The 19,962-nt window shown below is 72.0% G+C and carries 20 protein-coding genes; 8 read left to right on the top strand and 12 right to left on the bottom strand.

The window, feature by feature from the left end; translation table 11 throughout:
• The first annotated feature begins 58 nt into the window (after positions 1–58).
• The gene (locus ACFWZ2_RS18150) at positions 59–895 is read left to right on the top strand and encodes an enoyl-CoA hydratase/isomerase family protein (protein WP_384546725.1); all 837 of its coding nucleotides are present in this window, start codon (positions 59–61) and stop codon (positions 893–895) included.
• Between the two features lie 108 nt (positions 896–1,003).
• Here ACFWZ2_RS18150 and ACFWZ2_RS18145 read toward each other — a convergent pair whose 3' ends face one another.
• Positions 1,004–2,041 carry a hypothetical protein gene (locus ACFWZ2_RS18145; RefSeq protein ID WP_384546723.1) on the bottom strand — a complete coding sequence of 346 codons (1,038 nt, stop codon included), beginning with the start codon at positions 2,039–2,041 and terminating at the stop codon, positions 1,004–1,006.
• An 83-nt stretch (positions 2,042–2,124) separates the two neighbouring features.
• Between ACFWZ2_RS18145 and ACFWZ2_RS18140 the strand changes: the two genes are divergently transcribed.
• Positions 2,125–2,766: a flavin reductase family protein gene (locus tag ACFWZ2_RS18140; RefSeq protein WP_384546721.1), complete on the top strand. Its 642-nt coding sequence runs from the start codon at positions 2,125–2,127 to the stop codon at positions 2,764–2,766.
• A gap of 41 nt (positions 2,767–2,807) precedes the next feature.
• Here the strand turns inward: ACFWZ2_RS18140 and ACFWZ2_RS18135 are convergent, their stop codons facing one another.
• On the bottom strand, positions 2,808–4,121 hold the full coding sequence (locus tag ACFWZ2_RS18135) for an MFS transporter (RefSeq protein ID WP_384546719.1): 1,314 nt from the start codon (positions 4,119–4,121) through the stop codon (positions 2,808–2,810).
• 71 nt (positions 4,122–4,192) lie between these two features.
• On the opposite strand from ACFWZ2_RS18135, the gene ACFWZ2_RS18130 reads away from it, so the two are divergent.
• Positions 4,193–5,293 (top strand): GlxA family transcriptional regulator, encoded by a 1,101-nt coding sequence (locus tag ACFWZ2_RS18130; RefSeq protein ID WP_384546718.1) that lies wholly within the window; start codon positions 4,193–4,195, stop codon positions 5,291–5,293.
• On the opposite strand, the gene ACFWZ2_RS18125 is transcribed toward ACFWZ2_RS18130, so the two are convergent.
• The 3 genes from ACFWZ2_RS18125 to ACFWZ2_RS18115 are packed head-to-tail and all read right to left on the bottom strand — an operon-like array spanning position 5,215 to position 8,415.
• Positions 5,215–6,264: a Zn-dependent alcohol dehydrogenase gene (locus ACFWZ2_RS18125; RefSeq protein ID WP_384546716.1), complete on the bottom strand. Its 1,050-nt coding sequence runs from the start codon at positions 6,262–6,264 to the stop codon at positions 5,215–5,217. The two genes, ACFWZ2_RS18130 and ACFWZ2_RS18125, sit on opposite strands and share 79 nt — an antisense overlap.
• Before the next feature lie 10 nt (positions 6,265–6,274).
• Positions 6,275–7,495: an acyl-CoA dehydrogenase family protein gene (locus tag ACFWZ2_RS18120; protein ID WP_384546714.1), complete on the bottom strand. Its 1,221-nt coding sequence runs from the start codon at positions 7,493–7,495 to the stop codon at positions 6,275–6,277.
• A gap of 8 nt (positions 7,496–7,503) precedes the next feature.
• Entirely contained in the window at positions 7,504–8,415 is a 912-nt protein-coding gene (locus ACFWZ2_RS18115; RefSeq protein WP_384546713.1) for an SDR family NAD(P)-dependent oxidoreductase, read from the bottom strand.
• Between the two features lie 84 nt (positions 8,416–8,499).
• On the opposite strand from ACFWZ2_RS18115, the gene ACFWZ2_RS18110 reads away from it, so the two are divergent.
• Positions 8,500–9,474, top strand: coding sequence for a cyclase family protein (locus tag ACFWZ2_RS18110; RefSeq protein WP_384546711.1), 975 nt, complete (start codon positions 8,500–8,502; stop codon positions 9,472–9,474).
• 387 nt (positions 9,475–9,861) lie between these two features.
• Here the strand turns inward: ACFWZ2_RS18110 and ACFWZ2_RS18105 are convergent, their stop codons facing one another.
• The 3 genes from ACFWZ2_RS18105 to ACFWZ2_RS18095 form a co-directional block, all read right to left on the bottom strand.
• Positions 9,862–10,365, bottom strand: a complete 504-nt coding sequence (locus tag ACFWZ2_RS18105; RefSeq protein ID WP_384546709.1) for an ATP-binding protein — start codon at positions 10,363–10,365, stop codon at positions 9,862–9,864.
• A 388-nt stretch (positions 10,366–10,753) separates the two neighbouring features.
• A complete protein-coding gene (locus ACFWZ2_RS18100; RefSeq protein WP_384546707.1) occupies positions 10,754–11,656 on the bottom strand; it encodes an acyl-CoA dehydrogenase family protein in 903 nt (300 codons plus the stop codon).
• Positions 11,657–11,663: 7 nt separating this feature from the next.
• A complete protein-coding gene (locus ACFWZ2_RS18095) occupies positions 11,664–12,827 on the bottom strand; it encodes an acyl-CoA dehydrogenase family protein (protein ID WP_384546706.1) in 1,164 nt (387 codons plus the stop codon).
• Positions 12,828–13,053: 226 nt separating this feature from the next.
• Between ACFWZ2_RS18095 and ACFWZ2_RS18090 the strand changes: the two genes are divergently transcribed.
• Positions 13,054–14,622, top strand: a complete 1,569-nt coding sequence (locus tag ACFWZ2_RS18090; RefSeq protein WP_384546703.1) for a class I adenylate-forming enzyme family protein — start codon at positions 13,054–13,056, stop codon at positions 14,620–14,622.
• A 29-nt stretch (positions 14,623–14,651) separates the two neighbouring features.
• Here ACFWZ2_RS18090 and ACFWZ2_RS18085 read toward each other — a convergent pair whose 3' ends face one another.
• Entirely contained in the window at positions 14,652–15,164 is a 513-nt protein-coding gene (locus ACFWZ2_RS18085) for an EF-hand domain-containing protein (RefSeq protein WP_384546701.1), read from the bottom strand.
• 181 nt (positions 15,165–15,345) lie between these two features.
• On the opposite strand from ACFWZ2_RS18085, the gene ACFWZ2_RS18080 reads away from it, so the two are divergent.
• Positions 15,346–15,807: a hypothetical protein gene (locus ACFWZ2_RS18080; protein ID WP_384546699.1), complete on the top strand. Its 462-nt coding sequence runs from the start codon at positions 15,346–15,348 to the stop codon at positions 15,805–15,807.
• 42 nt (positions 15,808–15,849) lie between these two features.
• On the opposite strand, the gene ACFWZ2_RS18075 is transcribed toward ACFWZ2_RS18080, so the two are convergent.
• Positions 15,850–16,224: an STAS domain-containing protein gene (locus ACFWZ2_RS18075; protein WP_384546697.1), complete on the bottom strand. Its 375-nt coding sequence runs from the start codon at positions 16,222–16,224 to the stop codon at positions 15,850–15,852.
• Positions 16,225–16,489: 265 nt separating this feature from the next.
• On the opposite strand from ACFWZ2_RS18075, the gene ACFWZ2_RS18070 reads away from it, so the two are divergent.
• Together ACFWZ2_RS18070 and ACFWZ2_RS18065 are read left to right on the top strand one after the other, a co-directional pair.
• On the top strand, positions 16,490–17,095 hold the full coding sequence (locus ACFWZ2_RS18070; protein ID WP_384546695.1) for a sigma-70 family RNA polymerase sigma factor: 606 nt from the start codon (positions 16,490–16,492) through the stop codon (positions 17,093–17,095).
• Positions 17,092–18,456 (top strand): MDMPI N domain containing protein, encoded by a 1,365-nt coding sequence (locus tag ACFWZ2_RS18065; protein WP_384546693.1) that lies wholly within the window; start codon positions 17,092–17,094, stop codon positions 18,454–18,456. Before ACFWZ2_RS18070 ends, ACFWZ2_RS18065 begins: the two co-directional genes overlap by 4 nt.
• A 7-nt stretch (positions 18,457–18,463) precedes the next feature.
• On the opposite strand, the gene purU is transcribed toward ACFWZ2_RS18065, so the two are convergent.
• Positions 18,464–19,345, bottom strand: a complete 882-nt coding sequence (gene purU, locus ACFWZ2_RS18060; RefSeq protein ID WP_384546691.1) for a formyltetrahydrofolate deformylase — start codon at positions 19,343–19,345, stop codon at positions 18,464–18,466.
• Positions 19,346–19,376: 31 nt separating this feature from the next.
• The gene (locus tag ACFWZ2_RS18055; RefSeq protein ID WP_384546689.1) at positions 19,377–19,877 is read right to left on the bottom strand and encodes a hypothetical protein; all 501 of its coding nucleotides are present in this window, start codon (positions 19,875–19,877) and stop codon (positions 19,377–19,379) included.
• Positions 19,878–19,962 lie beyond the last annotated feature (85 nt).

The following is a 19,962-nucleotide window of genomic DNA, read 5'->3' as shown; positions in this document are numbered from 1 at the left end:
CCTCAGGGCACCGCTCGCCCTCCGCACCCCCGCCCGCACGAAACGGAGCCGATCCCGCATGACGCCCTCCCCCGATCTCCCCGACTCCCCCGACTCCCGCGATCCCCTCGGTTCATTGATACTTCACGCCACTGACAACGGCGTCTCGTGGATCACTCTCAACCGGCCGGAAGCCATGAACGCCGTCACCTGGGACCAGCGCGAACGCGTCATCTCGCTGCTCGCGGACGCCTCCGCCGACCCCGCCGTGCGGGCCGTCGTGATCACCGCGACCGGCAAGGGCTTCTGCGCGGGCGCCGACCTGCGCGGCGCGCCCGCCACCGGCGACCGGGTGCCCGGCGATGTCGCGCGCACCATCAAGCGGGGCGCGCAGCGGCTGATCTCCGCGGTCCTCGACTGCGAGAAGCCGGTCGTCGCGGCGGTGAACGGGACCGCGGCCGGCATCGGCGCCCATCTGGCGTTCGCCTGCGATCTGGTCATCGCCGCCGAACCCGCCCGGTTCATCGAGGTGTTCGTGCGCCGAGGCCTCGTCCCCGACGGCGGCGGCGCCTATCTGCTGCCCCGCCTCATCGGGCCGCAGCGCGCCAAGGAGCTGATGTTCTTCGGGGACGCGGTGTCGGCAGCGGACGCCGAACGGCTGGGGCTCGTCAACCGCGTCGTACCGGCCGACGCGCTGGAGAAGACGGCGCGGGAGTGGGCGGAGCGCCTCGCCACCGGGCCGACGCGCGCGCTCGCGATGACCAAGCAACTGGTCAACGCCTCACTGGAGTCGGACCGCGCGACGGCGTTCGCCGCCGAGGCCGCCGCGCAGGAGATCAACATGACCACGGCGGACGCGAACGAGGGCGTGGCGAGCTTCGTGGAGCGGCGGTCACCTTCGTACGAAGGGCGCTGAAGCCCCCGCCCCCGCCCCCGCCTCCGCCTCCGTACGAAGGACGCAGACACCTCCGTTGTACGACGCCCCGCACACCGACCCGCACGCCGACCCACACAACGACCCGCCCTACCCCCGATGCAGCTTCTCGATGTCCGGCGAGTCCATGTCGCCCGAAACGGCGAAGAGTTCGAGGTCGCCCTCCGTGCCGCCGATCATCCAGGACTGGAGGTCCCCGCACTTCTTGACGTCGATGACGACCGTCGGACGCGACGCGGCGCCGTTGACCGGCTCGGCGGCGTCCAGGGTCCACGTCCCGGCGCCCCCGCACTCCGCACGCGCGCGTGCCACCACGGCCCGCCCGTCCTCCTCCAGCGTGAAGGCGACCTCTCCGCCGTCGTCGTCCCGCCACACCCCGGTCAGCTGACGGGGCGAGGGCTGCGGCGGCTCGTACTCCTCGATGAGGCCCGTCTCCGTGGCGAGCACCGCGAGCGCGACGACGGCCACGCTGCCCACCACGGACGCGATCGCCGAGCGGAACCAGATCCTGCGCCGTCGCGGCGGTCGGCCGAGGCGTTCGCCTTGCCGCCGCCAGTACGCCACCGCCAGCACGGGCACCACGCCGCTGGCCGCCGCACCCAGCGCCAGGGGGACGAACGGTCCGCCCATCAGGGCGAAGAAGGCCGCCCACGCGGCGCCGACCGGCAGCAGTCCCGCCAGCGCGAGCCCCAGGGACCAGGCCCGCCTCGGCCCCCTGCCCCGCTGCCCCCGCCACCGCTCCGCGAGGCGCCCCAGGCTCATCGCGGGCAGGGTCTGCAGCGCGGAGTGCACCACTCCGGCGAGCGGCAGCAGCAGGGGCGCGAAGACGATCGCGCAGGCAAGGCCGATGTAGGGGCCGCCGCCCGCTCCGTAGTCGTCGTTGTCGAGCGAGAGGACGTACGCGAGGAGTCCGGCCACCGGCAGCTGTGCCGCGCAGGCCGCCGCGGCGGCCGTCATGCTGTCGCCACCCCAGCCGTCCCTGTCGTCCCTGTCGCCCCTGCCGTCCCTGCCGTCCCTGCCGTCCCTGCCGTCCCCCGCGATACCCGCCGCAGTGTCCCGCGCGGCACCCCACGAGATGCCTCCCACGGCCCCCCGCGACGCGGTCCTGCTCGCGTTCCCCCAGTTCATGGGCCTGAAGATACGCAGCGCCCCGACGGGGCCCGACAGCACCCTTCCTATCTGACGCACCGTCAGGTTCAATGGTCGGTGTGATGGGACACGCAGGGATGGCGGCCACCGCCGTCCGATACCTCAGGTCGGTCGGGGCCCCCACCACCACGGGACCCGCCGAAGCTCACCCGGCCGCCGCCGGGCCCTGTGCCGTGCCGCGCCCGAGGCTGCGCGCGGTCGGCGACGACGAGCGGGCGCCGCTCGATCCGGTCGAATTCCGGCGCGTGCTCGGGAACTTCGCGACGGGCGTGACCGTTGTCACCGCACCGGCCACCGAAGGCGAACCGGGCCCCGCGGGCTTCGCCTGTCAGTCCTTCTCGTCGCTCTCCCTCGACCCGCCACTGGTCTCCTTCATGGTCGCGCGCACATCGACGACATGGCCCCGCATCGCGCGCGCGGGCGTCTTCTGTGTGAACGTCCTGGGCGCGGACCAGGGCGAGCTTTGCCGCGGCTTCGCGGTGAGCGGTGCCGACAAGTTCGCCGGTGTGGCGTACGACGCGGCCCCGGTGTCCGGTTCGCCGCGCCTGACCGGCGCCCCCGCCTGGATCGACTGCACGATCCACGCCGTGCACACCGGGGGCGACCATCTGATCGTGGTGGGCCGGGTGGACGCGCTGGGCGCCGAGGACGACGGGGAGCCGCTGCTCTTCCACCGCGGCAGGTTCGGCCGCTTCACGCCCTGACAGCGGCCTCCCCCACCCCCGCAAGGCTGCCGCCCCCGCTCCTACGCCACGGCGGGCAGCGCCGCGTCCCGGTCGCCGCGCCGGATCACCAGCGCCATCAGCGCCGCCACCGCGCACAGCGCGCCCGAGGAGTACCAGACCACGTCGTACGACCCGAAGGTGTCCCGCGCGAGACCGCCGAGCACGGCGACCAGGGCGGCGCCCACCTGGTGCGATGCCAGGACCCAGCCGAAGACGATCGCGCTGTCGTCGCCGTACTGCTCACGGCACAGGGCGAGCGTCGGCGGGACCGTCGCCACCCAGTCGAGGCCGTAGAAGACGATGAAGAAGATCATCGGCGGGTGGACGTTCGGGGCGAGGAGGATCGGCAGGAAGAGCAGCGAGATGCCGCGCAGCGCGTAGTACACGGCGAGCAGCCGCCGCGCGTCGAAGCGGTCCGTGAACCAGCCGGACGCGACCGTCCCCACGACGTCGAAGACCCCGATGACGGCGAGCAGCGAGGCGGCCGTCGTGATCTTCATGCCGTGGTCGTGCGCGGCGGGCACGAAGTGCGTCTGGACCAGGCCGTTCGTCGAGGCGCCACAGATCGCGAAGGTGCCCGCGAGCAGCCAGAAGGGCCCGGTGCGGGCGGCCTTGAACAGCACGCCGACGGTGCGCCGCGCGGCGCCCGTGACGGGCGGCGGCTTCGGCACGAACTCCTGGGCGCCGTACGGCTTCAGGCCCACGTCGGCGGGGTGGTCGCGCAGCAGCAGCCAGACGAAGGGGACCACCGCGAGGGCGGCGAGCGCGACCGTCGCCGCGGCGGGCCGCCAGTCGTGCTTCTCGACGATCCAGGAGAGCACGGGCAGGAAGATCAGCTGTCCGGAGGCGGAGGCCGCGGTGAGGATGCCGGTGACCAGACCGCGCCGTTCGGTGAACCACCGGTTGGTGACGGTGGCGGCGAAGGCGAGCGCCATCGAACCGGAGCCGAGGCCGACGAGCAGCCCCCAGCAGAGCAGCAGCTGCCAGGCGGAGTCCATCCACACGGTCAGGCCCGAGCCGAGCGCGATGACGGCGAGGGCGACCGCGACGACCTTGCGGATGCCGAAGCGGTCCATCAGGGCGGCGGCGAACGGCGCGGTCAGGCCGTACAGCGCGAGGTTGATGGAGACCGCGAGCCCGATGGTGCCGCGCGACCAGTGGAACTCCTCGTTCAACGGGTCGATGAGCAGGCTCGGCAGGGACCGGAAGGCGGCCGCGCCGATGATCGTCACGAAGGTCACGGCGGCGACGAACCATGCGCGGTGGATGCGGGGCGTGCGGCGCTTCGGCCGCGGTGCGGAGGTCCGCGCCGCGGATGCGATTGTCTGGTTCACGTCACCAAGGATCCGGCCGGATCCTTGCGCGAACGAGTGGCCCGATGGTCAGCATTCGCTAGGATCGGGCCATGGCCGACCGGACCCCAGGCACTCCCGAGCCGCCCGCGCGAGCGCGCCACCGCATCGCCGTCCTCGCCCTGGACGGCGTGATCCCCTTCGAACTCGGCATTCCGCAGCGGATCTTCGGGCGGGCCAGGAGTGCCGCGGGACAGCGGCTGTACGAGGTCGTGACCTGCTCGGTCCGCCCGCCGGGGCCCGTGCGGACGGACGCGGACTTCGCGATCCTGGTCGAGCACGGACCCGAGGCGCTCGCCGACGCGGACACCGTCGTCGTCCCCGCTTCGTACGAGCTGGGTCCGGTGTACGAGGAGGGGCGGCTGACCGACGAACTCGCCGCGGCGCTCGCCCACATCAGGCCCGGCACCCGGCTGATCTCCATCTGCACGGGCGGGTACGTGCTCGCCGCAGCCGGTCTCCTCGACGGCCGCCCCGCGACCACGCACTGGTCGTCGGCCGAGCACTTCCAGCGGCTCTTCCCCAAGATCAGGGTCGACGCGGACGTGCTGTTCATCGACGACGGCGACGTCCTGACGTCGGCGGGCGTGGCCTCCGGTGTCGACCTCTGCGTCCATGTCGTACGCCGCGACCACGGCACCGCGGTCGCCAACGCGGTGGCCCGCCTCACCGTCGTACCTCCGCACCGCGACGGCGGGCAGGCGCAGTACATCCAACGCCCGGTCCCCGAGCCCCAGTTGGCGACCACCAGCACGGCGCGGGCCTGGGCCCTCGACCGGCTCGACCAGCCGCTTCAGCTGCGCGACCTGGCCGAGCAGGAGTCCATGTCGGTGCGCACGTTCACCCGCAGGTTCCGCGAGGAGGTCGGCATCAGCCCCGGGCAGTGGCTCACCCAGCAGCGGGTGGAGCGGGCGCGGCATCTGCTCGAGTCCAGCGCCCTCTCCGTCGACCAGGTGGCGCGCGACGCGGGCTTCGGCACGGCCCAGTCGATGCGCCAGCACCTCCAGGCCGCGCTCGGCGTCACCCCCACCACGTATCGCCGCACGTTCCGCGATGTCGTGGGCGCGCCCACGCCTCAGAACGTCAGCACCCCGCGCGCCACCCGCCCCGCCTCCGCGTCCTGCGCCGCCTTGGCGAAGTCCTCGACCGGGTAGGTGGCGGTGACCAGTTCGTCCAGGAGGAGCCGCCCGGACCGGTACAGCTCGGCGTAGAGCGCGAAGTCCCGCTGCGGTCGCGCGGAGCCGTAGCGGCAGCCGAGGATGGACTTGTCCAGGAACATCGAGGCGACCACGAACGACGCCTCGGCCGTGGCGGCCGGCATGCCGAGAAGCACCGCCTGGCCGTGCCGGTCGAGCAGGTCGATCGCCTCACGGACGAGCTCGACGCGGCCCACGCACTCGAAGACGTGGTCGGCGCCGTCCGGCAGGATCTCCTTGACGCCCGCCGTGGAGCGCAGGAAGTGCGTCGCGCCGAACTGCCGTGCCACGGACTCCTTTTCGGGGTTGGCGTCCACCGCGACGATGCGGGTCGCACCGGCGATTCGCGCGCCCTGCAGCACGTTGAGCCCGATGCCGCCCGTGCCGATCACCACCACGGAGTCGCCGCGGTCGACCTTGGCGCGGTTGAGCACGGCGCCGACGCCGGTGACCACTCCGCAGCCGATCAGCGCGGCCGAGGGCAGCGGGATGTCCTCGGAGATCTTCACCGCCTGGACCGCCTTGACGATCGTGCGTTCCGCGAAGGCGGAGTTGGCCGCGAACTGATAGATCGGTCGCCCGCCCCGCGAGAACGGCTGGTCCGGCATGCCGATCGCCTTGCGGCACATGGTCGGCCGCCCCCGGTTGCACTCCGCGCAGGCCCCACAGCTCGCGATGGTCGACAGGGCCACGTGATCGCCGGGCGCGACATGGCTCACCCCGGCACCCACGGCCTCGACGACCCCGGCCCCTTCGTGCCCGAGCACCACAGGCGGCGGGAACGGAATGGTCCCGTCGATCACCGAGAGGTCGCTGTGGCAGAGCCCCGCCGCGGCGATCGCGACGAGCACCTCTCCGGGACCTGGATCACGTATCTCCAGGTCATCCACGACCTCGACCCGCTTGCCGTCGAAGACGACACCCCTCACCACGCACCCCTCACCGAGGCCCCCTGGCCTCTCTCGGCAGACCGAGCACGCGCTCGGCGATGATGTTCCGCTGGATCTCGTCCGAGCCGCCGTAGATCGTGTCGGCGCGGGTGAAGAGGAAGAGCCGCTGCAGGGCGTCGAGTTCGTACGGAGACGACTCGGACCAGTCCGTGGGTCCGACGGCGGCCGCGGCACCCCTGACCCCCATCGCCAGCTCCCCGAGCCGCTGATGCCAGCGCCCCCACAGCAGCTTGGCCACGCTCGGCCCGCCCGCACCCGTACCGGAACCGTCCGCGCCCTCCGAACTCCCCAGTGTGCGCAGCGCGTTCCACCGCATCACCCGCAGCTCGGCCCACTGCCGCACGATCCGGTCCCGCAGCACGGGGTCGTCGGCCGCGCCGCCCGCGACGGCCTCGCGCACCACCTCGGCGAGTTCCTCGGCGAACCCGATCTGCTGGACGAGCGTGGAGACCCCGCGCTCGAAGCCGAGCAGCCCCATGGCGACGCGCCAGCCGTTGCCCGCGCCGCCGACCACATGGGCGCCACGCGCGCGTGCCCCGTCGAAGAAGACCTCGTTGAACTCGCTCGTACCCGTCAGCTGCCGGATGGGCCGCACCTCGATGCGGCCCGGCTGGTCCATCGGCACAAGCAGGAACGACAGTCCGTGGTGCCCGCGTGAGCCCTCCTCCGTGCGGGCGAGGACGAAGCACCAGTCGGCCTCATGGGCGAGCGACGTCCACACCTTCTGGCCGCTGACGCGGTACGTGTCGCCGTCGCGCACGGCGACGGTGCGCAGCCCCGCGAGGTCGGATCCGGCGTCCGGTTCGCTGTAGCCCTGGCACCAGAGGGCCTCGCCGCGCGCGATGGGCGGCAGGAACTCGTCCTGCTGCTCGCGGGTTCCGTACGCGAGGAGGGTGGGCGCGAGGAGGTTCTCGCCGATGTGCCCGTAGCGTCCGGGGGCCCGCACGCGCGCGTACTCCTCGGCCCAGACGACCTGCTGGGTCAGGGTGGCCCGCCGGTTCCCGTACGCGTCCGAGTCCCAGCCGATCCCGATCCAGCCGCCCCGCCCCAACTCCCGCTCCCAGGCGCGGCGTTCCGCGGCACCCTCGTGCTCGCTGCCGGGACCGCCCCGCCCCACGGCCGCGGCGAAGTCACCGGCGAGATGGTCCGCGAGCCAGGCCCGTGCCTCGGCGCGGAACTCCTCGTCGTCGGCCCCGAAGCCGAACTCCACGGCCCCGCCTACGCGTTCGGCCGGTCTTTGGCGGCCGCCGCCCTGGCCATGGCCTCCAGCTGCGCCAGCATCGGCATGGGGTCGATGCCGACGGTCCCCGGCAGGAAGTCGGCGATCTTCTCCGGGGTCCAGGCGCCGTCCGCGTATCCGGCGCGCAGTTCGCGGGGCTGCGCCCATACGGCGATCTTGGGTCCGGCGATCGTGTAGACCTGCCCGGTGATCTTCTCCTCGCGGGCCCGGTCGCTGAGCAGATAGGTCACGAGCGCCGCGACGTCCTCGGGCTCCCCGATCTCCTTGAGCTCCATCGGCACGTTCGCGGACATCCGGGTGCGGGCGACGGGCGCGACGGCGTTGGCGGTCACGCCGTACTTGTTGAGGCCGAGTGCGGCGCTGCGCACCAGCGAGATGATCCCGCCCTTGGCCGCGCTGTAGTTGGCCTGCGCGACGGACCCCTGGTGGTTGCCGCTGGTGAAGCCGATGAGCGTGCCCGAGCCCTGCTTGCGCATGACGGCGGACGCGGCCCTGAAGACGGTGAAGGTGCCCTTGAGGTGGGTGGCGACGACGGGGTCCCACTCCTCCTCCGACATGTTGAAGAGCATGCGTTCGCGCAGGATCCCGGCGACGCAGACGACGCCGTCGATGCGCCCGTACTCGGCGAGCGCGACGTCGACGATGCGCTGGCCGCCCGCCATGGTGGAGATGTCGTCCGCGACGGCGACGGCCTCGCCGCCCGCGGCCTGGATCTCCTTGACCACGGCGTCGGCTATCTCGCTGGTCGGCTCGGCGCCCTCCATGGAGACGCCGTAGTCGTTGACGACGACCCTCGCCCCCTCGGCCGCCGCGGCGAGCGCGACGGCCCTGCCGATGCCGCGCCCGGCGCCGGTCACGGCCACCACCTTGCCTGCCAAGAAGTTCCCCACGTCCGGCCCCTTCCCGCGGTTTCTGACGGACCGTTAGATTCTATGACCCGTCAGATACCCGAAGACAAGCCCCGGGGAGGACCCATGTCAGACTCAGGCGCGAACCCGGCTACGGACCCGGGCACGGCGCACTCCGCCCTGCCGCCCGAGTTCCACGACATCGCCAAGCGCGTGAACAACTGGGGCCGTTGGGGGTCCGACGACGAGATCGGCACGCTCAACCTGATCACCGACGACGTCGTACGCGAGGCCGCCGCCGACGTCCGCACCGGCCGCCGCGTCCCGCTCGCGCTGCCCCTCAAGGAGGACGGCGTACAGACCGGGATGATCCCCGGCCGGATCAACCCGCTCCACACGATGGTGCAGATCAACCAGGAACTCTTCGGCCCCGGCACGGTCGCCACCAGCGACGACGCGGTCACAATGGGCCTGCAGACGGCCACCCACTGGGACGCGCTCACCCATGTCTCGCACTCGGGCAGGATCTACAACGGCCGCCCCGCGGACAGCATCACCGCCCACGCGGGCGCCACGTTCAGCGGCATCGACAAGGCTCCGTACGTCGTGTCGCGCGGCGTCCTGCTCGACGTCGCGCGCGCCAAGGGCCTCGACCGGCTGCCCGGCGACCACGCGGTCACGCCCGAAGACCTCGACGAGGCAGCGGAGTTCGGGGGCGTCACCGTACGGGCCGGGGACATCGTGCTCGTACGCACCGGGCAGATACAGGTCTATCTGACGGGCGACAAGCACGCGTACGCCTATCCGTCGCCCGGCCTCTCCCTGCGGACGCCCGAGTGGTTCCACGCGCACGACGTGGCGGCGGTCGCCAATGACACGCTGACCTTCGAGATCTTCCCGCCGGAGATCGAGAACCTGTGGCTGCCCGTGCACGCGCTCGACCTGGTCGAGATGGGGATGCTGCAGGGGCAGAACTGGAATCTGGAAAAGTTGTCCACAGCCTGTGCAGAAGAATCCCGCTACAGCTTCCTGCTCTCCGCGATGCCCGAGCCGTTCACCGGCGGGACGGGAACGCCGGTGGCGCCGGTCGCGGTGCTGTAGCCCGCCGCGGCCCGCACCACGGGCGTTCCACGGAAGGCGGCGCGTCGGCCTCCACCCCGAGCATGCTGCCGCGCGCGCCGCCATCCGGCTCCGGCGCTTGGCCCTGCCCCTCATGGCCCCGAAGGGACTGACGCCGAATCGCGACCCACGTCTCGTCAAGGACCTCCGTCACCGAGCTCCCTCGACGTCCCCTCGCGGCGAATCGCTGCTCACAAGCGTGATCAATCGGACACGTCACGTCAACACCCGTTCGGCGATAGATGACTTATGCCTGGTTTGCCCTACCCGCGCACGGGCGCGCGCATCGTGGCACACGACGGCGCATGAGGGGGCAGAAAAGCCAGGCAGGGGGCTCAGACGCGCCTCACAGGCGCGGGAACCCCGTGATCAGACGGCCTCGTACGCGACGTCAGCGTCGGCATCGACGTCGGCGTCGTCATAGGTCGCTCCGTCGAAGGTGGCCGCCGCGACACCCGACTCGCACCGGTCCACCTCGCACCAGATGCTCTTGCCCGCACCCTCGTGCCGCCAGCCCCAGCGGTCGGCGAGGCCGTCGACGAGTTCGAGGCCGCGGCCGTTGGTGTCGTCGCCCTCCGCGTGCCGGGGCCTCGGCGGGCGGGCGCTGCTGTCGGCGACCTCGACGCGTACGGTCCCCTGCGCGTCGGCGGGGCCACCGGGAATGCCGGGCAGGAGCATGCGCAGGACGGCCGGACAGCCCGTGTGCACAACGGCGTTGGTGACCAGCTCCGAGATCAGCAGGATCAGTGTCTCGGCGACCGGCTCATCGGCCTGTATCCCCGAACCCGCGAGCCGCGAACGGGCCCATCGCCTGGCCCGACCCACCTCTGCGGGGTCGGCCCCGACCTCCAGCTGAACTTGAAGCACCTGCACCGCTCACACCATCCGAACCGGCGGACACATCGCCTCGCGACTCCACAGGGTCACGGAACGTGATCCCCTTGGGAGACAGCATGATTGACGTTCAGTCACCCCAACAAGCGCTTCGGGCATATTCCAGCGCGAAGGAGTACGCGTGCTGCATACTGTGCGACGCGCACCGCGGGGGGTCGAACAGACGGGTACGGGACCCGGTACTGCACGGCGGGCGGCACGCATTGCCGGGTCCGGAGCCGCCTCAGGGGCAACACCGGGATGGCTCGGCCTCAGAACCACTCGCATCTCACACAAGGTACCCGAGGCGGACACCGACTCCGTGCCGTGACGAGTCACGCGTAGGACACAACCCGATATCGACGCTCCGTAGCGTCACACCGTGCTGTCACAGCGCAGCGGCGAGCGCCTCCTCCGCATCCCCCGCCGACCGCCCCGCACCGGCCCGCACCCAGGCGCGCTTGAGGTGCAGATGCACATCGGCCTCCCAGGTGAACCCCATGCCGCCGTGCACCTGGAGGCAGTCCCGGGCGTTGCGCGCCGCGGCGTCGTCGGCGAGCAGCCCGGCGCCGCAGATCTCCAGCGGGTCGCCGGTGACGGCCGCCGCATAGACGGCGCTTCGGGCGATCTCGGTGCGCACGAGCATCTGTGCGCAGAGGTGCTTCACGGCCTGGAAGGCGCCGATGGGCTGTCCGAACTGTTCGCGTTCGCGGGCATATTGAACGGCCATCTCCGTGGTGCGCGCGGCGCTGCCGAGCTGCTCGGCGGCGGTCAGGAGCGCACTGGTGCCGCCGGTCCCCGGCTCCCCCGCGGACCCCGGCCGCCCCGCCCCGCCCGGCAGCCGGTGCAGCGGCGTCAGCGGGTCGACCGACCTGGCGGGGACGGCGCCCTTCGCATCCCCCCGTACGACGTCCGCCTCGTCCAGCCACGGGACGAGCGCGCCGTCGGCGGAGGTCACCACCACGTCCCCGGACGCGGCGCCCGGGACCTCCCCGGCCGCGAGGAACGTGGCCACCAGGGGCCCGGGCAGCAGCACCCGGCCCGCCTCCTCGAAGGCGAGCACCGCCTCGGGGAGCCCGAGCCCGACGCCGCCTTCGGCCTCCGGCAGGGTCAGCGAGAAGAACCCCGCGGACCCGAGTTCCCGCCACAGCTCCCGGTCCAGCGAGGGGGATCCCGTCCGCTCGGCGGTGTCCACGGCGGCCCGCAGCGCGGCCCGGTCGAACCGGCCTTCGAGCAGCTCGCGCACGCCGTCCCGCAACGCACGCTGATCCTCAGTGAGTTGGAAATCCATACGGGCCTCACCGCCCCTTCGGGAGGCCGAGTATCCGCTCGGCGACGATGTTCTGCTGGATCTGCGAGGTCCCCGCGGCGATCGTGTAGGACAGCGCGGAGAGCCGGTCGAGGTTCCACTGGTGGCCGAGGTCGAGCGCGCCGGGGCCGAGTACGTCGGCGGCCGCGTCGTACAGCTCCTGGCGGGCGTGCGAGTAGCGCAGCTTGAAGACGGAGCCGCCGACGCCGGGGACGCCGCCGGTGCGCTGGGACTCGCTGACGTTCCACTGGGTGAGCCGCCACAGCGCGGCGAACTCCGCGCTCAGGCGTCCGAGCCTGCGGCGCAGCACCGCGTCGTCCCAGCGGCCGTTCTTGCGTGCCTCGCGGGCGAGTTCGCCGAGCACGCGCCGGCAGGCCACCACCTCCCCCACGAAGGCGGTGCCCCGCTCGTACGACAGGGTCACCATCGTCACGCGCCAGCCGTCGTTCTCGTCCCCGACGCGGTTGGCCACCGGCACCCGCACCTCGTCGAGGAACATCTCGGCGAACTCGGCCGAGCCCGCGAGGGTCCGCAGCGGACGCACCGTGATCCCGGGGGCGTCCATCGGCATCGCGAGCCAGGAGATGCCCCGGTGCTTGGGCACGGTCTCGCTCACCGGGGTCGTACGCACCAGGAGCTCGCACCAGTCGGCCACCTCGGCGTGCGAGGTCCAGATCTTGGACCCGCTCACCACGTAGTGGTCGCCGTCGCGCCACGCGCGCGTGCGCAGCGACGCGAGGTCGGATCCGGCGTCGGGTTCGCTGAAGCCCTGGCACCACACCTCGTCGCCGCGCAGTACGGGCGGCAGCCACCGGGCGCGCTGTTCGGCGCTCCCTTCGGAGGCGATGGTCGGGCCCGCGTGCAGCAGGCCGACGAAATTGGCCCCTACGTAGGGCGCGCCCGCCTTTTCCGTCTCCTCCAGGAAGATCAGGTGCTGGGTGGGCGTCGCCCCCCGGCCGCCCGCGTCGACGGGCCAGTGCAGTCCCGCGTACCCGGCGTCGTACAGCCTGCGCTGCCACCCCATGTCGTACGCGCGCCGTCCCGGCCAGTCCAGCGGGTCGGGCGGCGGCGGCAGTTCGGGCAGCGTCCGTCCGAGCCACTCCCGCAGGCGGGCCCGGAACTCCTCCTCCTCGGCGGTGTACGTGAGGTCCATGCGGCGCCTACTCGGTCACGTGATCGCCGGCGGCGGCGATCACGGGAAGCTCGGTCATGGTGTCCTGCCTTTCGAGGCGCCTCCGGCCATCGCCCGGCCGATCTGATGACCCGTCAGAAGGCAGGCTAGCCCCGCACCTCTGGACCGACAAGGCGCCGGGGCCTACGCTCTCGACACGATCTGACTACCCGTCAGTTCAGGCCTGCCAGGAGGGGACGGGGAGCGCATGAGGACCTCGGAGCACGAGACCGCGTACGAACTGGGTGCCTCCCGCACCCTCTGGGAGCTCGTCGAACGCCGCGCCGCACTCACCCCCGGCACCCCCGCCCTCATCCAGGCGGCCGCCGACCCCGCCGACGACCGCACACTCACCTTCGGCGGCCTCAGGGACCGCGCGGAACGCGTCGCGGCCGGGCTGTACGAGAAGGGCGTACGCCCCGGCACCGTCGTCGCCTGGCAGCTGCCCACCCGCATCGAAACCGCCCTGCTCTCCTTCGCGCTGGCCCGCATCGGCGCGGTCCAGTCACCGGTGATCCCCTTCTACCGCGACCGCGAAGTCGGCTTCGCACTGCGCGAGTCGGGCGCCGAGTTCTTCGCCGTGCCCGGCACCTGGCGCGGCTTCGACCACACGGAGATGGCACGGCGGCTCGGCGCGCGCGGGCTCTTCGAGGCGTACGACGAGCTGCCGGACGCCGACCCCGGCATCCTGCCCGCACCGCCTTCCGACGGCACCTCCGTGCGCTGGATCTACTGGACGTCCGGTACGACGTCCGCCCCCAAGGGCGTGCTCCACACGGACCGTTCACTCATCGCGGGCGGCTCCTGCCTGGCGCACGCCCTGCACCTCTCGGCGTCCGACGTCGGCTCCATGGCGTTCCCCTACGCGCACATCGCGGGCCCCGACTACACGGTGATGCTGCTGCTCTACGGCTTCCCCGCCGTGATGTTCGAGCAGTTCGCGCTGCCCGACGCGCTGGACGGCTACCGGCGGCACGGGGTGACGGTGGCGGGCGGCTCGACCGCGTTCTACTCGATGTTCCTGACGGAACAGCGCAAGCTGCCGCCGGGACAGAAGCTCATACCGACGCTCCGCCTTCTCGCGGGCGGCGGGGCGCCCAAGCCTCCGGAGATCTATCACGCCGTCGTACGCGAGATGGGCTGTCAGCTCACCCACGGATACGGCATGACCGAAGTGCCGATGATCACGATGGGCGCGCCCGACGACACCGCCGAGAACCTCGCGACGACCGAAGGGCTCCCGCCCGACGGCATGCGGATCCGGGTCACGGACGCCGAGGGCAAGGAGCTGCCGCCCGAGACGGACGGCGAGGTGCGGCTGCGCGGAGAGGCCGTCTGCCAGGGCTACTTGGACCCGGCGCAGAGCGCGGACGTCTTCGACGCGGACGGCTTCCTGATCACCGGCGACCTCGGCCACCTCAAGAAGACCGGCCATCTGGTCCTGACCGGCCGGGCCAAGGACATCATCATCCGCAAGGGCGAGAACATCTCGGCCAAGGAGATCGAGGACCTGCTCCACCAGCACCCGGCCGTCGGCGACGCCGCGGTCATCGGGCTGCCCGACACCGAGCGTGGGGAACGCGTCTGCGCGGTGCTCGAACAGCGCCCCGGCACCGACGAGTTGACCCTGGACGCCGTGACGGCCTATCTGCGCGGGGAGGGCCTCGCCACCTACAAGCTGCCGGAGCAACTGGAGGTGGTGGAGGCGCTTCCCCGCAACGAGACGCTGCGCAAGGTGCTCAAGTACCGCCTCAGGGAACGCTTCACGCGCCCCTGAGCCACCGGCCGGGCAGCGGCGGCGTACGCCTACTCGGGAACCGTGAAGTACGCCGCGAAGGCCGACACGATCTCCTGCTCCGAGACCCGGCCGTCGCCGTCCGCGTCGAGCGCGGCGGCGGCCGCGGCCGCGATGTCCTCGGGCACACCGAGCGCCTTGAGCGCGCGTCCGGTCTCCTGAGGGCTCGCCGCGCCGTCCCCGTCGCCGTCGGCGACACCGATGGTCGCGTGCAGGAAGGGGCGCGCGATCTCCGCGAACCGGCCGGGGTTGTCCCGCAGCCGCTTCACCGCGCCGCCCACGAACTCGTCCCGGGTGATCCGCTGGTCCCCGTCCCGGTCCGCGATCCCGGCCATGCCCTGCCAGAACGCCTCGGCGCCGACGTAGAGGGCCTGCCCCTTCTCGGACCGCGCCGTGGCTCCGAACTCGGCGCACAGGGCGGCGGCCGCCGTGCTGAAGTCCTCACGGGAGATGTAGCCGTTGCCGTCCTGGTCGAAGGTGGCGAACCGGGCCGCGATCCTACGCTCGTACTCGGCACTGTCCATGATCTTCGGGCCGCCTCACTTCCGCGGTTGGGGGGTGTCTCTCTGCTGCTTCCTGGTACTTCTCGCAGCGAGCGTACGTCTTCGGAGACGCCCGGGAGGCGGGAAAACGACGCTTGTGCCAAGACCGCGGAAATTCTGCGACAAGGGCGTGGCACAGCCGTGATGTGCTGCACTGTTCGGCGTGGAAGCGGTTGCGGCGAGTGTCATAGCGGTGCTGGGAACCCTGCTGGGTGCGGGAGTCACGCACTCCTTCCAGCGGAGGGCGATCGAGCGGACGGAGGAGTTCACGCGCGGCGAGAAACTGCGGCAGGAGCGGATCGACGCGTACTGCGCGTACGCGGCGGCGCTCGTCAACTACCGGCGGGTCATCGTCGACCGCTGGTTCCGGCGCGAGGAGAACCGCATCGACGAGAGCGAGGAGGCGCGCTTCCAGTCCTACGAGCTGCGGTCCGAGGCCCAGGAGGCGCTGTTCCGGGTGCAGTTGCTGACCACGGACGACGCGCTCGTCCAGCAGGCGCGGGAGGCACTCGACCACGTCGCCGACGTGCACAAGGCCCTGGACAGGGACGAGTTCACCCAGCGGCGCGAGGTGTCGCGCGACGCCATCAACTCCTTTGTGACGGCGGCCAAGGGGCACGTCTAGGCGGCATGTCCCGGCGGCATGCTCCAGGGACGTGGCGTACGCCTACGCGGAGAGCGGTGTCGCCCCTTCGTCGAGGGCCGCGCCCACGTCCGGATAGACCTCGAAGAGGCGGCGTACGCCGAGGGCCGAGAGGACGCGGTTCACGTGCGAGCCGTCCTCCGCGCCGCGCGCCGGCAGTATCAGCCGGAGGCGCCCCTGGCAGGAGCGGATCAGACGGCGCGTGGCGATCAGCACGCCGACGCCGCTGGAGTCGCAGAACAGCACTTCGGAGAGGTCGAGGACGATGCTGCGGCGGCCGTCGGCCACCGCGTCGTGCACGCGCTGGCGCAGCACGGGTGAGGTCAGCAGGTCCATTTCGCCCGAGACGCACAGCACGGCCCAGCCGGACTCCTCGCCCACCGTCACCTTGAGCGTCACGCGCCACGCCTCCCGCTCGCCCTGCCGACTCTGCCTGCCCTGCCCGCTCTGCCGGGCCCACCGGCCCACACCTTGATCCGGAAGCAGTGCCTACGCTTCGTTCTGCTTCGGCTGCCCCGGCTGTCTCCCATGAAACACCAGCAGGTCACCGTCACTATCATCCGGTGCCCGCCGGGGGCGCGCTTTGCCGTAAACAGGAGTGCGCTGTCAGCGGCGCCGACTACATTCGAGAGAGGGTCAGAAACGGTACGCAGGAGGGGGCCGCATGCCGAAGGACGCGCCGCGGCGCTGGGACCGCCGGATGCAGCAGCGGCTCGCGCACGGGGAAGCCGCCGCGCTCGGCGAGCTGTACGACCGCTTCGCCTCACTGGTGCACGGCCTGGCCCACCGCGTGCTCGGCGACGAGAGCGCCGCCGACCGCATCACCCGCGAGGTCTTCACCCACGTCTGGGAGAACCCCGACGCGTACGACCCCAAGCAGGGCCCCCTGCGCTCCTGGATCGCCACGCTCACCCACCAGCAGGCCGTCCGCAGGCTCCGCCAGACCGAGTCCGCCGCCCTCGCCCGCGGCGGCGAGGGCACCACGGAAGACCTGGAGCGCAAGGTCCGCCGCGCCTCCGTCGCCGCCCGCGCGGACTACATCGTCACGGCCATGCCCACCCCGCTCCGGGCCGCCCTCGAACTCGCGTACTTCCAGCGGCGCGACTACCGCCAGGCGGCCGCCGACCTCGGCGTCACCGAGGACGAGGCCCGGCGCAGACTCCGCCTCGGCCTGCAGCTCCTGTCCACGGCGAACGACACCGGGGACCCGTCCGCGGGCATCACCGGCACCTCCCCCGGCACCGCGCCCGGGTACGGGACAGCGCTGTGAGCGGCGCCGACAGGCACGAGCCGTTCGACGGGGACGACCGCCCCGACGACGGGGACACTCCCGCCACCGGCGGCGACGCCGGGCAGGAGTCCGCGGCCGCGCCGCGCATACCGATGCCGCGGTCCTCGATAGAGGACACCGGAGAGCCCGTGCCCGACCCGCCCCCACCGGTACCCCCGGTGCCGCTCGTCCTGGAGCACCGCGTCCTGAAGTCCCTGCTCGGCGCCTGGGCGCTCGCCGCATGCTCCGCCGAGGAGTCGGCGGCCGTGGAAGACCACCTCGGCGACTGCGGCCCCTGCGCGGAAGAGGCGCTGCGCCTGCGCGACGCGGTCGGCCTGCTGCATCCCGAGGAGAGCCTCGACCTCGACCCCGGACTGCGCACCCGGGTCCTGGAGAGCTGCCTGGACCGCCGCCCGCCGCGCATCCCCGTGCCCGAGTGGGCCGTGCCCTACGACGCCGAGACCGCGCGCCTCGACGCCCTCCTCCAGGACATCGGCGACTCGGAATGGCACGCCCCGGTGCGGCTGCGCTGGTTCGAGGACGACGGGCCCGTCACCCGCAAGACGACCGTAGCCGGAGTCATCGCGCATCTCGTCGCCGTCGACGGCCTGGTCGGCCTCGCCCTCGGCCTCGACGATCCGCTCGGCCCGGACGCCAAGGGCCCGCACGACCCGGTGCACCGCACCGAGGCGTACTGGCGCGCCTCGTCCTTCCCGCCCACGCGCGCGGTGCGGGGCCCCTGGCGCGACCAGACGCACGAACTGATCCGCACGGTGTCGTTCGCGGGCGGCGGCTCAGGACGGCTCCCCGTGCCGTACGGGACGGTGTCGGCGCACGGCCCCGCCCCCGGCGCGAGCCACGGCCCGGCACCCGGCACCGAGGAGCGGCAGAAGATCGAACTGCCGCTGCGGGACTCGATGGTGGACCGCGCCTTCGAATGCTGGATCCACGCGGGCGACATCGCCGACGCCGTCGACTACCCGTACGCGCCGCCCGCGCCCCGCCATCTGCACCGCATGATCGACCTCGCCGCCCGGATGCTCCCCGGCACCCTGGCCGACCGGCGCCGTTCGGGGCTCGCCGCGCCGTCCCGCGGCCTGGTCGCGGCGGGCGCGCCGGGCCGCAGCCTGCGCCTGGAGATCGAGGGGCTCGGCGGCGGCGAGTGGTTCATCCCGCTCGACTCCCCCGCGGCGATCGCGTCCGCCGAGCACGAGGTGGCCCATGTCGCCCTGGACGGCGTCGAGTTCTGCCGCCTCGCCGCGGGCCATGTCTCACCGGAGGAGGCCGCCGCAGGCCAGGACGGCGACCGCGAGGCCATCCGCGACGTACTGTTCGCGGCGGCCTCGCTGAGCCGGATGTAGGACAGGCCTAGGCGAAGACGACGGTCCGACGCCCGTTCAGCAGGATCCGGTGCTCGGCGTGCCACTTCACGGCGCGGGCCAGGGCCTGGCACTCCACGTCACGGCCGATCGCGACCAGCTGGTCGGGGGTGACGTCGTGGCCGACCCGCTCGACCTCCTGCTCGATGATCGGCCCCTCGTCGAGGTCGGCCGTCACATAGTGCGCGGTGGCACCGATCAGCTTCACACCGCGCGCGTGCGCCTGGTGGTACGGCTTCGCGCCCTTGAAGCTCGGCAGGAACGAGTGGTGGATGTTGATGATCCGCCCGCTGAGCTCCTTGCACAGGTCGTCCGAGAGCACCTGCATGTAGCGGGCGAGGACGACGAGCTCCACGTCCTCCTCGCGCACGATCTCCAGGAGCCGCGCCTCGGCCTGCGGCTTGTTCTCCTTGTTCACCGGAATGTGGTGGAAGGGGATGTCGTACGAGGCGACGAGCTCGGCGAAGTCCGTGTGGTTGGAGACCACCGCGGCGATCTCCACCGGCAGCGCACCGATCCGCGAGCGGAACAGCAGGTCGTTCAGGCAGTGCCCGAACTTCGACACGAGCAGCACGATCCGCATCCGGTCCTCGACGCGGTTGATCTGCCAGTCCATGTGGAAGGAGTCCCCGACCGCGGCGAAGCTGGCCCGCAGCTTCTCGACGGTCACCGGAGCCTCGGCCGAGAAGTGCACCCTCATGAAGAACAGCCCGGTGTCGTGATCGCCGAACTGCTGACTGTCCTCGATGTTGCACCCGGTCATGAAGAGATAACTCGACACGGCGTGCACGATGCCCTGCTTGTCGGGGCAGGAGAGAGTGAGGACGTACTGCTCAGCGGGTGCGGCGGGCGCGACGGACTGCTCGTTCATGCGCCCAAGGTTCCCATACGCGCGAGCGCGCTCAGGCAGACCGAGTCAAAATCCGCAGCACCTCAAGGGTCCGGGGCGGCACATCCGGATCCTCCCCATCGCCCGCCGCCAGGCGGACATGCGCGTCCCGGGCGGCCCGCACGGCCTCCGGCCACCCCGGATGCTCAAGGTAGACGGACACCAACGCATCGGGCCCGACCTCGTGCATGATCCGCAGGACCCGCAGCACCGCGGTGTCGACGAGCGCCGCCTCCTGCGGATCCCGGAAGATCGTCCCGACGTACTTCTCCGCGGACCAGTTGTCGAGCCACGTGTCCTCGACGAGCCGGTACACGGCGTCGGTCACGTCCCCGTACTCGTCGCGCCCCGCGAGCCAGCACTCACGCTGGAATTCGGGGTCGGAGAGCATGTGCAGCGCCGAGCGCACGTTGCTGCGCCAGCGCCACCACGGCATGTCGTTGGTCGGCATGCCGCCCATGGTGCTAGAGCGACGGCCGCGACGGGAAGACTTCTCCGAACCTTGCACGGTCATCGATCGTACGTTCCCACTCGCTGCACTCGAACCGGCCCCCGCCCGTTCACCGGGATGTCACTGTCCGTTGAGAACGAGTCACGCC

The sequence above is a fragment of the Streptomyces sp. NPDC059002 genome, assembly GCF_042740435.1.
Classification (GTDB): Bacteria; Actinomycetota; Actinomycetes; order Streptomycetales; family Streptomycetaceae; genus Streptomyces.
The sequence above is the reverse complement of the archived record's forward strand: the minus strand, read 5'-3'. Positions and strand labels throughout refer to the sequence as shown.

Excerpts from the sequence above, each read along its gene's own strand:
- ACFWZ2_RS18150 (WP_384546725.1), top strand. The coding sequence starts at position 59 with ATGACGCCCTCCCCCGATCTCCCCGACTCCCCCGACTCCCGCGATCCC.
- ACFWZ2_RS18145 (WP_384546723.1), bottom strand. The coding sequence starts at position 2,041 with ATGAACTGGGGGAACGCGAGCAGGACCGCGTCGCGGGGGGCCGTGGGA.
- ACFWZ2_RS18140 (WP_384546721.1), top strand. The coding sequence starts at position 2,125 with ATGGGACACGCAGGGATGGCGGCCACCGCCGTCCGATACCTCAGGTCG.
- ACFWZ2_RS18130 (WP_384546718.1), top strand. The coding sequence starts at position 4,193 with ATGGCCGACCGGACCCCAGGCACTCCCGAGCCGCCCGCGCGAGCGCGC.
- ACFWZ2_RS18110 (WP_384546711.1), top strand. The coding sequence starts at position 8,500 with ATGTCAGACTCAGGCGCGAACCCGGCTACGGACCCGGGCACGGCGCAC.
- ACFWZ2_RS18100 (WP_384546707.1), bottom strand. The coding sequence starts at position 11,656 with ATGGATTTCCAACTCACTGAGGATCAGCGTGCGTTGCGGGACGGCGTG.
- ACFWZ2_RS18095 (WP_384546706.1), bottom strand. The coding sequence starts at position 12,827 with ATGGACCTCACGTACACCGCCGAGGAGGAGGAGTTCCGGGCCCGCCTG.
- ACFWZ2_RS18090 (WP_384546703.1), top strand. The coding sequence starts at position 13,054 with ATGAGGACCTCGGAGCACGAGACCGCGTACGAACTGGGTGCCTCCCGC.
- ACFWZ2_RS18085 (WP_384546701.1), bottom strand. The coding sequence starts at position 15,164 with ATGGACAGTGCCGAGTACGAGCGTAGGATCGCGGCCCGGTTCGCCACC.
- ACFWZ2_RS18070 (WP_384546695.1), top strand. The coding sequence starts at position 16,490 with ATGCCGAAGGACGCGCCGCGGCGCTGGGACCGCCGGATGCAGCAGCGG.
- purU (WP_384546691.1), bottom strand. The coding sequence starts at position 19,345 with ATGAACGAGCAGTCCGTCGCGCCCGCCGCACCCGCTGAGCAGTACGTC.
- ACFWZ2_RS18055 (WP_384546689.1), bottom strand. The coding sequence starts at position 19,877 with ATGACCGTGCAAGGTTCGGAGAAGTCTTCCCGTCGCGGCCGTCGCTCT.